The organism is Acidovorax kalamii (assembly GCF_002245625.1).
GTDB lineage: Bacteria > Pseudomonadota > Gammaproteobacteria > Burkholderiales > Burkholderiaceae_C > Acidovorax > Acidovorax kalamii.
The window spans coordinates 125,661-138,370 of record NZ_NOIG01000012.1; the positions used below are offsets into that span (position 1 = coordinate 125,661).

Sequence of the window (12,710 nt, forward strand, 5' to 3'; positions counted from 1 at the left end):
AGTCGTAGGCCCGCGGCGGTAACGGCCCTGCTTGCGCTGTTCAGCCAATGCGTTGCCTTGACCAACTAACTTTGACGCCGTCTGCGCCCGAATGCCTGGCTCCGGACCCAGCCCTTGAAAAGAAAAAAGGCCCACGAGTGCCGTAACTTGTGGGCCTATCTGTCACACCTCTTCAGGGCTTTACACGGTGGGAACCGTCCCACCATCGATCACATGCTCTGAGCCCGACACCGATGCTGCGCGAGGAGACACCAAGAAGGTGATGAGGTCGGCAACTTCCTGTGGCGTAGCGGGCCGCCCGACCGGGATTCCACCGAGCCAGTCCATGACCATCTTCTTCCCGCCCTCGTAGTCCGTGCCCGCTTCTGCGCCCATCCGCTCGGCAAATACCACCGAAGCCTCGGTTTCAATCCAGCCTGGCGAGACGCGCAGAACGCGCACTCCTTTCGGTGTGACCTCTTTTGACAAGGACTTGCTGTAGGTCGAGAGGGCACCCTTGGCGGCGGCGTACGCGGTGGTTGACTCCGGAAGTGGAAGCACACGCTGTATCGACGTCACATGCAGGACAACCCCTGCACGTTTGGCCAACATGGCGGGCAACAGCGCACGGTCAAGACGCACTGCTGACATCAGGTTCAGGTTCAGCTCACTGAGCCACACAGCGTCATCCAGTGCCGCAAAACCGCCTGCCGGCGCGGTCGAGCCTCCGACGGAGTTGATCAGGATATCGACACCGCCCCACTGCTCCCTCACCACGCGCGCCAGTTCGCTCACGCCCTCCGCGGTCGTCAGGTCAGTCTGGACGTAAGTCACACCTTCGAGCGGCCTGTCTGGTGCCGAGCGCGCAGTTGTCATGACCTGCACTCCGACTTCCTGGAGGCTCTTGACGACCGCAGCACCCAACCCCTTGGTGCCGCCGGTAACCAGGGCACGCTGTCCTTGCAATTGAAGGTCGAAGTTCATGCTGTGACCTCCAGCAATGAAATCAGGCCGCGTTCCAAGCGAAAGCGATAGAACAGATTGATCGGGCTGCCAGGGAAGTTGCCTGTGACCTTGGCGCGGACGATCTGGAGGCCATCCTCACGTTCCAGTGCAAACGGTACGGTCGTAGCGCTGTACTTGGCGGATGCCTCGGCCATAAAGGCCGTGATGGCTTCGACGCCGGTGTAGGTGTGGCCATCGTCCTTCATGACCGCTTGCGGTGTGAAACAACGCGCCAAGGCCTCAGGGTTGTGCTCTGCCGCGAAGTACGCGGCAATGGGTTCAGGAAGGGTCGAGGGGTGCATGCTGGTGGCTCCATGTGTTGAATGAAGCCTCAGGATGCGCGTCGCAGCAAGATAAGTGAATCACCTAGAATTCAAATTGGCTATGTAGACAGGAATACATAATGCGCGGGTTCGAATTTGCTGAGCTAAAAGCTTTTGCTGCCGTGGTTGAACGCAAGAGCTTTGCCCGCGCGGCAGAACATCTGGGCCTTTCGCCGTCTGCGCTCAGCCAGACCATTCGACAGCTCGAAGGCAGGATCGGCACACGCCTTCTGAACAGGACGACACGAAGCGTCGCGCCCTCTGCAAGTGGCGAACTGCTCTATGGGCGAATAGCCCCACTGTTTCGGGAAATGGATGCTGCAGTCGCTGAAGCCACCGAGGCTGCAGGGCACACCACAGGCACGCTTCGCATCAACACGCTGGGGATCGCAGCGAGAACCATCATTGCGCCCAGGCTTTCGCGCTTCCACCAGGCCTATCCTGAAGTGCTGCTCGACATCGTGGTCGACGACGCTCTGGCCGATATCGTTGCGGGCCGCTTCGATGCGGGCATCCGCGTGGGTGGGCGGCTTGAGAAGGACATGATTGCCGTGCGTCTCAGCCCAGACCTGAATATGGTTGCAGTGGCCTCTCCAGGCTATCTGGCTGCGCGAGGGGTCCCTAAGACGCCCGCCGATTTGCACAATCATGCGTGCATCAACTGGCGGCTACAGATGGACGGCAGACAGTACCGCTGGGAGTTCGAAAAGAAGGGCCAAAAACTGGAAGTCGCGGTGGATGGTCCGGTTGTCACCAATCATGCTGACATTGGCATTGCTGCTGCGCTGAACGGGCTCGGCATTGCGTATCACTTCGAACGAGATGGTGTGGCCGAGCACTTGGCCCAGGGCAGGTTGGTCCAGGTCTTGGCGGAATGGTCGATTTCGCGCCCCGGGCTGTTCCTCTACTACCCGAACAGGCAGCATCGACCGGCGCTCCTGGGTGCATTTATCGACTGTCTTTTGGATAGAGATTTGGAGATGGAACGCAAAGCCGGATAGTCCAAGTTGTAGCCCTTCGGTCAACCGTTGTACGAGTAGATGAGCAAACCCAAGGCAGGAACTACCACCAAATCCTGCTCGTGACCGGTAGTGAAGAACGCTCCTTCTTTGCCAACTGCGCGCTGAGCCTGCTCCAGCAATTCAGACGGCTCACCCGCGCAGCTTTGCCCGCGAAACAGTTGCTCATGCTCGCCGGTCGGCGTGGTTTGCCACGGCTGGTATTGGTGGTAGGGCTTGCCATCCCGTCCAAGCTGAGCCGCGTCGAAGTAAGCCAGGCCCTGGCGGCGAATGCGCGCCAGGTTGTCTTCTGAAAGCCGGAAGATTGCGTATCCACACCCCTCTCGGAAACCAACGATCTCATCGTGGTGCAGAGCCTCCACCAACTCGAATTGAGGAGGAACCGCCTGGCGGTACAGCTCCACCTGCATATGGCTGCATCCTTTCACGGGCAGGAGTATCAGCACGAGCAGGGCGGAGGCCCAGGAGGTCAACCGCAGCGCGACGGTGGGCGGTTGATATCCGAGTAGCTGGTGGAAGACATAGCCGAAACTTCTAGCCATGCCCCTTGCCAGAAAGAAGGTCGCCAACCCAAAGATGGCCAGGCACAGCAGGGCCATGCCCAGCGCGATTGCAATAAACATGGAGCCCTTTCCAACCAAGAAGCATTGAGCGCTGGGAGACAGTATTGGGTGGCTGCGTGAGGCCAACATGAAGTCTGTGAGGCGTGTGTGATCTTCTGGCTGCCTCCCCCACCTGAGCCTTGATGACCGGAGCCGTCACGCAGCAAACATCTCGCAAAGCAAAAAAAAGAGGTGCAGACTCCCGTCCACACCCCTCTCTCGGGCTGTACCGGGCACCCGGCCCGGCGCGCAACTCAGCCCATCAGCTCTGCCACCTGGGCCGCAGGCACCACCCCATAGTGGTCCAGCTGCATCGAGTACTGCGCACGCCCTGACGACAGGGCCCGCAGGCTACCGATGTAGCCGAACATCTCTTTCAGCGGTACCTCGGCCTCGACCGTGGCTGCGATGCCGCGTTGGCCCTGGCCTCGCACCAGCCCTCGGCGGCGGTTCAGGTCGCCGATGGCATCGCCCAGGTAGTCGACCGGGGTGATGACCTCCACGGCCATCACGGGCTCCAGCACCTGGGGCGCTGCCTTGGCAAACCCTTCCCGGAAGGCGGCCATGGCCGCCAGCTCGAAGGCCAGCGTGGACGAGTCGCGCTCGTGGAAGCTGCCGTCCAGCAGGATGGCCGCGAAGTCCGTGGCGGGGAAGCCTGCCACTGCGCCCGCAAGGGCGGCGCGGCGGATGCCGGCCTCCACGGAGGGAATGAACTCGCGCGGCACGGCTCCGCCAACAATGCGGCTTTCAAAGCGGATGCCTTCGCCCCTGGGCAGGGGTTCGAGCAGCAGCCTTACCTCAGCGAACTGGCCGGGCCCGCCCGATTGCTTCTTGTGCACATGGTGTACCTCCACACTCCGTGAGATGGTTTCGCGGTAGGCCACTTGGGGGCGGCCTACCGACACGTTGACGCCGTGGCGTGCGCGCAGCTTCTCGATCGACACCTCCAGCTGCAGCTCGCCCATGCCGGACAGAATGGTCTGGCCGGACTCGGCGTCGAGCTGCAGTCTCAGGCTCGGGTCCTCGCGCAGCAGGGACTGCAGGGCCTTTGACAGGCCTTGCTGGTCCGCGCTCGCCTTGGGCTCGATGGCCACATGGATCACCGGCTCGGGCACGCTGATCTGCTCCAGCACCACGGGGTGGGCCGGGTCGCTCAGCGTGTGCCCCGTCAACGTGTCCTTGAGGCCTACGACGGCGGCGATGTCACCCGCCACCAGCTCGTCGCGTTCGATGTGCTTGTCGGCATGCACTTCGTACAGGCGCGACACGCGCTCGGTCTTGCCCGTGCTGGTGTTGAGCACCACGTCGCCCCGGCCCAGCCGGCCGCTGTAGACGCGCACGAACACTTTGGCACCATGGTCATCGGTGACGACCTTGAATGCCAACGCCTTGAACGGGTCCGCGGCGGTCTCGCCTTCACCTTCGCGCACGATGTCTTCGGGCGCGGGCAGGTAGTCCACCACGGCATCGAGCAAAGGCTCCACACCCCGGTTCTTGAAAGCCGATCCCGCCAGCGCAGGCACGAAGGCGCCGGCCAGGACACCCTTGCGGACGGCCGCACGCAGCACGTCCACCGCGATCTCTTCGCCGTTGACGTAGGCCTGCAGGGCGGCTTCGTCTTGCTCGACAGCCGCTTCGACCAGGCGAGCGCGGCTGCGCACCGCATGCTCAAGCAGGTCAGCGGGCACATCGGCTTCGCGGTACGGGGCGCTTGCGTCGTCACGGTCCCAGATGCGAGCACGCATGCTCAAAAGGTCCACCACACCATGGAAGTCGCCTTCCGCGCCGATGGGGATCTGCAGCGGCACCACGCGCACGCCCAGACGATCCTCCATCATGGCCACCACGCGGTGGAAGTCGGCACCCACGCGGTCGAGCTTGTTGATGAAGGCGATGCGGGGTACGCGGTACTTGTCGGCCAGGCGCCAGTTGGTCTCGGTCTGCGGCTCCACGCCGGCCACGCCGTCGAACACGACGACCGCGCCATCGAGCACGCGCAGCGAACGGTTCACCTCGATGTTGAAGTCGATGTGGCCGGGCGTGTCGATCAGGTTGAGCTGTGTGCCCTTCCAATGCACAGTGACAGCCGCACTGTTGATGGTGATGCCGCGCTTTTGCTCCTGCGGGTCGAAGTCCATCTGAGCAGTGCCGTCGTTCACGTCACCGATGCGGTGGCTTTCGCCCGTGTAGAACAGGATGCGTTCGGTGGTTGTGGTCTTGCCCGCATCAACGTGGGCGATGACACCGAGGTTGCGCAGTTGCCGATGGGCGTTGTTGCGAGAGGAGGAAGAAGTCTTGGACATGGTGAATCTTTCATTTTTGCGGCTGCACTCGGCTCTGCGAGCAGTTGCCGCCTAGTTGGCTTTGCGCCAGCCCAGGCGTGAAGGATTCGCCTGGTCGCTAGCGTCTGAGAGGTGTGCTGTCGCCGGAGCCCGGGCGCACGGAACTCAAGCTCCGGCGGTCGGGAATCGTGGCAATCAACTTGTCGTAGGTACGCATGGGTTGGTCCGTGGTGCGAAAAACAAAAAACCCCGGAAGGGAAGCCTGCCGGGGTTTTGTTGACCGGAAGGCGCGCAGCCCTCCGATACGCGATCGAGGGGCGCAACTAGGTGGCGGACGATGCCTTGATCACGTTGGTGAGGATTTTCATAAGATCGAATTATCCTCCTCGCGGAAAAAGCTTGCAAACGACCGAGCTGTAGCTGTCGCCTGCATATGGGGCCTGGGCCTGCGGTGTTGACGGTGTCGCCTGCGCCGTTCTGAGTGGCTACAGGGTGAGAGTGTGCGTCGATTCTGCTGTGATCGGGTGGGCCGCTTTGCAGCGAAACCTGCCCGGTCGCGACTCGTCCACTTGCATGCACTGGCACTCCTTTTCCACACGGACCGGCAACCCTTAGGAAAGAGGGAGGGGCGCCGCTGCTCCCAGTTCTTGGGCTCACATCGATAAGGGCGAATGTCTCACCAACTTCTTCCCACGACCCAGAAAAAAGTAAGCAAACACTCACAAACAATGTGCTTTCAACTGCTGCTAAGCCGCATTGCGGCGCAACCAACGCACGAACCGATGCTCAAAGGGGTGGGGACAGATTCCTGAAATCCGCTTAAAAAGCAGGCACAGAAGATTGAAAAAACCGCATCAGAAACAAATTTCCCATTACAAATCAAATAGTTACGCTTCTCCCTCACGCCTCAAAAGTACAAAACTCAATGAGAAAAGTACAAAACCCGAGTGGAATCGACACTGGCGATGGTGGACAGGCCACTTTGTTCACCCGCAGGGGAACTATGGATTTAGCACTCAATCACATGGAGTGCTAATATCTTGGCTTAGAGGAAAGGATTCCTGGAATGAACATTCAGTCTGGAACCGCGACGATGACCCTGGCTCCCGCCAACCCCTGGGCGTTGGTGCCTGCGCTGGGCAACCTCGACGCCTACATTTCGGCCGTCAATCGCCTGCCCCTGCTCACACACGAAGAAGAGCAGACCTATGCGCGGCAGCTCAAGGACAACAACGATGTGGATGCCGCTGGCCGGCTGGTGATGTCGCACCTGCGCCTGGTGGTCTCGATTTCGCGCCAGTACCTGGGCTACGGCCTGCCCCATGGCGACCTGATCCAGGAAGGCAATGTGGGCCTGATGAAGGCCGTCAAGCGCTTTGACCCGGACCAGGGCGTGCGCCTGGTGAGCTACGCCATGCACTGGATCAAGGCCGAGATCCACGAATACATCCTGAAGAACTGGCGCATGGTGAAGGTGGCCACCACCAAGGCCCAGCGCAAGCTGTTCTTCAACCTGCGCTCGATGAAACAGGGCTTCAAGGCCGATGCCGCCGCAGAAGACGCCGCCACGCACCGCGACACGCTGTCGGACCGCGAGATCGACTCGGTGGCCGCGCAACTCAATGTGAAGCGCGAGGAAGTGATCGAGATGGAAACCCGCATGTCGGGGGGTGATGTGCTGCTGGACCCGGCCCCATCGGACGATGGCGAGCAGGCGTTTGGCCCCATTGCCTACCTGGCCGACGGTTCGCACGAGCCCACGGCCATGATCGAGTCGCGCCAGCGTGATGCGCTGGCCACGGATGGCATTGCCACGGCGCTGGCCAGCCTGGATGATCGCAGCCGCCGCATCGTGGAAGAGCGCTGGCTCAAGGTCAACGACGACGGCACGGGCGGCATGACGCTGCACGAGCTGGCGGCGGTGTACGGCGTGAGCGCCGAACGCATCCGCCAGATCGAGGTGGCCGCGATGAAGAAGATGAAAAAGGCACTGGCCGAGTACACCTGAGCCTGCGGGCGGCGGGGTTAATATCCCCGGCTGCAGAAGTTGCCTCACGGGGCCCCAGTTCTGGGGCCCCGTGTCGTTTTGGCCCCTGAATATTCTTGTTGAGGAGACCCCGTCCCATGTTGTCGTCACGCCCTGTTGTGTCCCGCCGTGCTTCTACGCTGCTGATTGCGCTGGCAGCCGCCTCCCCCTGGGTCTTGGCCCAGAACGCTGCCAAGCCCGGCGCCGCCGCAGCAGCCGCCCCCCTGGCCTGGCCCACCAAGCCGCTCAAGATCATCGTGGGCTTCCCGGCCGGGTCTTCGCCCGACCTCACGGCGCGCACATTCACTGAGCCGCTGTCCAAGGCCCTGGGCCAGCCGGTGATTGTGGAAAACAAGGTGGGCGCAGGCGGCAACATTGCCGCCGATGCCGTGGCCAAGGCACGCGACGACCACACCATCGGCCTGATGATCAACGGCAACATGACCATTGCCAAGCTGTTGAATCCGGCCGTGCCCTATGACCCGATCAAGGACCTGGCGCCACTGAGCCTGATCGGCACTTCGCCCCTGATCCTGACGGCTCCCGTGAGCCAGCCCGGGGTGCCCGCCAACAGCAATGCCCGCGACTTCTTCGTGGCGGCCCGCAATGGCGGCGACAAGTGGAGCTATGGCACGCCGGGTGTGGGCACGGTGGGCCACATTGGCACCGAGCTGCTCAAGTCGCGCAGCAACATCAACCCGGTGCATGTGCCCTACCCGGGCTACCCGCAGGTGGCCACCGCCATGCTGGGCGGGCAGTTGCAGATGGCCCTGCTGCCTCCGGCCCTGGCGCAGGCGCAGGTGCGTGCGGGCAAGCTGCGCGCGATTGGTGTGACGTCTTCCGGACGCAGCCCGCTGGCGCCTGATGTGCCCAGCCTGGCCGAAGCAGGCATCAGCAACTTCAACCTGGAAATCTGGAATGCCTTCGCGGCGCCTTCGACCCTGCCCAAGCCCATCCAGGCCAAGCTGGCGGCGCTGATCAGCGAGATTGCCCGCAGCGAAGAGGTGCGCGGCAAGCTGTTCCAGCAAGGCTGGCAGACGGTGGGCTCGTCGCCCGAGGGGCTGGCCAACCGCGTGAAGGCCGACACCAACCTGCTGGGCGGTGTGATCGCGATGCGCGGCATCAAGGCGGAGTGAATCTGCGCGGCGGAGATGTCGCACGCCTTTGCCACCAGCAAACTTCAACCCGGGTCTGGCCAACGTGCCTGCCCGGGTTTTTTACTGCCAGTACTGTCAAACCAGCATGCATGCGGGCTGGCGCACCCGCAGAAATCTCAGCCCCCTTCGGCAAGCAGGGTCTTGACGTCGGCGGCCAGGGCCTGGGCACCGCTGCCGTAGCGGTTGTACACGCGCAGGCGCCCGGCAGGGTCGTACACGTAGCTGCCCGCCGAGTGGTCCATGGTGTAGCTGGTGGGCGTCTTGCCATCGACCTTCTTGTAGTAGATCTTGAAGTCCTTGGCGACGGCCGCAAGCTGCTCGGGCGAGCCACGCAGGGCCAGAAAACTCGGGTCGAAGTTGGCCATGTAGGCCTTGAGCACTTCGGGCGTGTCGCGCTCCGGGTCCACCGTCACAAAGATGCCTTGCAGGCGGTCGCCGTCCTTGCCCAGGATCTGCTTGACCTCGGCCAACTCCTGCATCGATGTCGGGCACACGTCGGGGCACTGCGTGAAGCCGAAGAACACCACCACCACCTTGCCCGCAAAGTCCTGGATGTGGCGTGCCTGACCGTTGTGGTCGGTCAGCGGGAGGTCCCGGGCGTAGTCGGCGCCGGTGATGTCCACGCCACGAAATTCGGCCTTTTTCTTCTCAGAACAAGCGCCAAAAAGGCCCGCTGCGCCTATGGATAGAGCACTGACAGCTATCGTTTTGAGAGCATTTCGTTTCAGCATGGGGTTCACAGCACGTAGTGGTCCACGAGCAGGGCGGCAAACAGCACGCTCAGGTGGATCAGGGAAAAACGGAAGGTCTTGCGCGCCAGCGCGTCGGAGTAGTTGCGCCACAGCGCAAAGCCGTAGCCACAAAAACCCGCAGACAGCAGCACAGCCGCTGCGAGGTAGATCCACGAACTCATGCCGTACACAAACGGCATCAGGCAGCCCGCAAACAGGATCAGGGTGTAGAGGAACACCTGCAGCCGGGTGAACTCGTTGCCATGGGTAACCGGCAGCATGGGCAGGCCGGACTTGCGGTAGTCCTCCACGCGGTACAGCGCCAGCGCCCAGAAGTGCGGCGGCGTCCACAGGAAGATGATGAGGAACAGGATCAGCGCCTCGGGGCCCACGTCCCCCGTCATGGCGGCCCAGCCTAGCACCGGTGGCATGGCGCCCGATGCTCCGCCGATGACGATGTTCTGCGGCGTCAGGGGCTTGAGGATCACGGTGTAGACCACCGCGTAGCCCACGAACGTGGCAAAGGTGAGCCACATGGTCAGCGGGTTGATCCAGAAGTACAGCAGTGCCGACCCTGCGGCGCACAGCACGGCGGAGAACAGCAGCGTCTGCGCATTGGACAGTTCGCCCTTGGCCGTGGGACGCCAGGCGGTGCGCTTCATCTTGGCGTCAATGCCCTGCTCCACGATGCAGTTGAAAGCAGCCGCAGCGCCCGCCACCAGCCACACCCCGGCACTGGCCAGCGCCATGTGGCCCAGTTGCGCGGCAGACGGCAAGCCGGGCACGGCCAGCACCATGCCGATCAGGGCACAGAAAACGATGAGCTGCACCACGCGGGGCTTGGTCAGCGCATAGAACTGCTGCATGCGCGAGGGCAAGGCAACAACGTGGGGTGGGGCGACACTCATGCGGACACTCTCGATGCGCCAGGCGACGCGGAAAACTCTCGGGAAACAGGCACGGCTGCACGGCTGGCCACCAGGGCCCAGGTCAGCACCACAACCAGTGCCGCAGCGCCGCCGGTGTGCAGCACGGCGGCCACCAGCGGCCAGTCCAGGATCACGTTGGACAGGCCGGTGGCCAGTTGCAGCACCGACAGGCCCGCCAGCCAGCGCGTTTGCGCGCGCAGCGCGCCACTGCGGTGCAGGCGCCAGGCCAGCCATGCAAGCGCCGCCAGCACCACATAGGCCATGAGCCGGTGCACGTAGTGGATCGCGGTAAGCCCCGCAAAGCTGATGTGGCTGCCATCCTGCAGCATGCCCAGCTTGCGCCAGACCTGGAAGCCCTGGGCAAAGTCCATCGCGGGCCACCAGCTGCCCTGGCAGGTGGGGAAGGTGGTGCAGGCCAGCACGGCATAGTTGGTGCTGACCCAGCCGCCCAGCACCACCTGCAGCGCCAGCAACAACCCCGTCCAGGCCAGGCCCCGACGCAGTGCGGGCGAGATCACGGTGGGCAGGCGGCCTTGTGCCGCGTGGGTGTGGCGCACCGCCTGCACACACAGCAGCGCCAGCAACACCAGTCCACCGATGAGGTGCAGCGTGACGATGGCGGGGAAGAGCTTCATCGTCACCGTGAGCGCGCCAAAGGCCCCTTGCAGGCACACCCACACCAGCGTGACCGTGGGCCACCAGGGGCTGAGCGGAGGCGCCTCGGCCACGCCGCGCTGGGCCCGGCGGTGCTGCACCCAGGACGACACCGTGAGCACAATGATGAGCACGCCCACGCCGGTGGCCAGGTAGCGGTGGATCATCTCCACCCAGGCCTTGCCATGCGTGACGGGGCCCGTGGGCATAGCCTCTTGCGCGGCCGAAATTTCTGCACGCGCGCCCATGGGGCTGGCATTGCCGTAGCAGCCGGGCCAGTCGGGGCAGCCCAGGCCCGAATCGGTGAGCCGTGTAAAGGCGCCGAACAGCACCAGGTCAAAGGTCAGAAACAAGGTCAGCACTGTGAGCGCCTGCAGGCGCCGCATGGGCGAGCTGCGGCGGTTGCGCACCCACACCCAGGCCAGCGGCCCCAATGCAATCAGCAGGCCCAAGAGCATCAGCTCCAGCACCGGCGCCAGGTCGTACAGCGGCTGGGTATCGCTCATGGCTGGCCCGGCCGCCCGGCGTCGTCCCAGGACGAGGAGGCGCGCAGCAGGCGCTCCAGGTCCCGCTTGGCCTTGGCGGCGCCGCTGGCATCCATGGCAGCAGGGAAGCGCATCATCCAGTTGCCCATGGGGTCCACCACATACAGGTGGTCGGCCTGCTGCTGGCCCGCCGCCGGTGCGAGCCAGGCGTTCAGTGCAGCAGCATCCACGCGCAGCACCGTGGCTTTTTGCAGGGCGGGTGCCAGCGCGTCGGGGATGGCGGCGTTGTCGTTGACGAGCCAGACCCAGTCCAGGCGGTCTTTTTCCTTGCCCAGGCTTTCGCGCAGTTGCCGCTGCAGATACAGGTGGTTCTGGCAGACCGCATCACAGGCGCCACCGGCCACGCTCACCAGCAGCCACTGTCCCTTGAGCGAGGCCAGGGTCACCGGGGCACCATCCGGCGTAGCAACGGTGAGCGCAGGCAGCGTGCGCTGGGGATCGATCAGCTCCCCATAGTTGCGGCGGCCTTCGGGGCGGATCACGTAGTAGGTGAAATACGAGGCGATCACCGGTGCCGCGCAGATCGCCAACACGCCCAGCATCTTCCAGCGGCCATGGCGGGTGCGCTGCGCGCTGGCCACGGCATCTCCGGCCTCGGGCAAGGTGTGCACGGTCAGTCCGAGCGGGTGCTCGGCGTGGACTTCAGGGGGCAGGCTGGCTGCGCGGGCGAATGAACCGTCGGACGATTTGGAACCAGACATAAAGAAGTGCCATCAGGCCGCAGAGCCCGAACCATTGAAATGCGTAACCGTAGTGTTTATCGACGCCTGCGCCCACCACGGGCCAGTCGCGTTGCAGGCCGTCGCCCGCACCCACCGCCTCGCCCGTCTGCACCACGGTGAGCGGGGCGAGCGCCAGGCCGGTTTCGGTGCGAAACGCGGCCAGGTCGAGATTTTGCCGGATGCGGGAAGACCCCTCGGCGCCATGGCCGCCAGCACTGCTGTCCCCACCGCCAAACTCGTACAGCCGCGAGGGCGCGGCGGCCACGCGCCCCACCACGCGCACCACCACATCCTGCGGGGTTTGCACCTGGGGCAGCTGGGTGCGATCCTGAAAATTGCGCGGCACCCAGCCCCGCTGCACCAGCACCACCCCCGAAGGTGTGCCCACCAACTGCAGCGGCGTCAGCACAAAAAACCCGGGGCGGCCATTCATCTGGCGGTTGTCGAGGTACACGGTGTGCTCGGGCAACCAGCGCCCCTCCAGCACCACCGCGCGGTGCACAAGGGTTTCGGCCTTTGCAGCTGCCATGGTGGGTTGCGACAGCAGCACACGGCCATCCATCGCCGGCATGCGACCACGCGCGTCCAGCATGGCCTGCAGGGCCTCTTTCTGCGCCGCACGCGACAGCTGCCAGCGCCCCAGCGACGCGGTAACCAGCATGCCCGCCACCGTGGCCAGCGTAATGAGCCAGAAACGCAGACCCAGGGGGCGGCGAACAGTGGTCACGGGATAATG

Annotated in this window: 12 protein-coding genes; 3 read left to right on the plus strand and 9 right to left on the minus strand. The window is 63.8% G+C overall.

Features of this window, described 5'->3' with window-relative positions; all coding sequences use genetic code 11:
* Nucleotides 1–180: 180 nt before the first annotated feature.
* Entirely contained in the window at nt 181–963 is a 783-nt protein-coding gene (locus CBY09_RS20075) for an SDR family oxidoreductase (RefSeq protein WP_094291339.1), read from the minus strand.
* Nucleotides 960–1,286: a nuclear transport factor 2 family protein gene (locus CBY09_RS20080; protein WP_094291340.1), complete on the minus strand. Its 327-nt coding sequence runs from the start codon at nt 1,284–1,286 to the stop codon at nt 960–962. The genes CBY09_RS20075 and CBY09_RS20080 overlap by 4 nt, the downstream gene beginning before the upstream one ends.
* A gap of 101 nt (nt 1,287–1,387) precedes the next feature.
* Between CBY09_RS20080 and CBY09_RS20085 the strand changes: the two genes are divergently transcribed.
* The gene (locus CBY09_RS20085; protein WP_094291341.1) at nt 1,388–2,308 is read left to right on the plus strand and encodes a LysR family transcriptional regulator; all 921 of its coding nucleotides are present in this window, start codon (nt 1,388–1,390) and stop codon (nt 2,306–2,308) included.
* A gap of 20 nt (nt 2,309–2,328) precedes the next feature.
* Here CBY09_RS20085 and CBY09_RS20090 read toward each other — a convergent pair whose 3' ends face one another.
* The gene (locus CBY09_RS20090; protein ID WP_094291342.1) at nt 2,329–2,949 is read right to left on the minus strand and encodes a hypothetical protein; all 621 of its coding nucleotides are present in this window, start codon (nt 2,947–2,949) and stop codon (nt 2,329–2,331) included.
* Nucleotides 2,950–3,182: 233 nt separating this feature from the next.
* Nucleotides 3,183–5,231, minus strand: a complete 2,049-nt coding sequence (gene fusA, locus CBY09_RS20095) for an elongation factor G (RefSeq protein WP_094291343.1) — start codon at nt 5,229–5,231, stop codon at nt 3,183–3,185.
* 1,045 nt (nt 5,232–6,276) lie between these two features.
* Here fusA and rpoH point away from each other — a divergent pair.
* Nucleotides 6,277–7,218 carry an RNA polymerase sigma factor RpoH gene (rpoH, locus tag CBY09_RS20100; RefSeq protein ID WP_094291344.1) on the plus strand — a complete coding sequence of 314 codons (942 nt, stop codon included), beginning with the start codon at nt 6,277–6,279 and terminating at the stop codon, nt 7,216–7,218.
* Nucleotides 7,219–7,334: 116 nt separating this feature from the next.
* Complete coding sequence (locus CBY09_RS20105; protein ID WP_094291345.1) at nt 7,335–8,372, plus strand: Bug family tripartite tricarboxylate transporter substrate binding protein; 1,038 nt, start codon at nt 7,335–7,337, stop codon at nt 8,370–8,372.
* A 137-nt stretch (nt 8,373–8,509) separates the two neighbouring features.
* On the opposite strand, the gene CBY09_RS20110 is transcribed toward CBY09_RS20105, so the two are convergent.
* From CBY09_RS20110 to CBY09_RS20130, 5 genes are read right to left on the minus strand one after another with little or no spacing between them, the layout of a single operon-like run.
* Nucleotides 8,510–9,124, minus strand: a complete 615-nt coding sequence (locus CBY09_RS20110; RefSeq protein ID WP_165773952.1) for an SCO family protein — start codon at nt 9,122–9,124, stop codon at nt 8,510–8,512.
* A 5-nt stretch (nt 9,125–9,129) separates the two neighbouring features.
* On the minus strand, nt 9,130–10,032 hold the full coding sequence (cyoE, locus tag CBY09_RS20115; protein ID WP_094291346.1) for a heme o synthase: 903 nt from the start codon (nt 10,030–10,032) through the stop codon (nt 9,130–9,132).
* Complete coding sequence (locus CBY09_RS20120) at nt 10,029–11,213, minus strand: COX15/CtaA family protein (protein ID WP_094291347.1); 1,185 nt, start codon at nt 11,211–11,213, stop codon at nt 10,029–10,031. Before CBY09_RS20120 ends, cyoE begins: the two co-directional genes overlap by 4 nt.
* Nucleotides 11,210–11,953 (minus strand): SCO family protein, encoded by a 744-nt coding sequence (locus tag CBY09_RS20125; RefSeq protein WP_094291348.1) that lies wholly within the window; start codon nt 11,951–11,953, stop codon nt 11,210–11,212. The genes CBY09_RS20120 and CBY09_RS20125 overlap by 4 nt, the downstream gene beginning before the upstream one ends.
* Nucleotides 11,895–12,701 (minus strand): SURF1 family protein, encoded by an 807-nt coding sequence (locus tag CBY09_RS20130; RefSeq protein ID WP_094291349.1) that lies wholly within the window; start codon nt 12,699–12,701, stop codon nt 11,895–11,897. Before CBY09_RS20130 ends, CBY09_RS20125 begins: the two co-directional genes overlap by 59 nt.
* Nucleotides 12,702–12,710 lie beyond the last annotated feature (9 nt).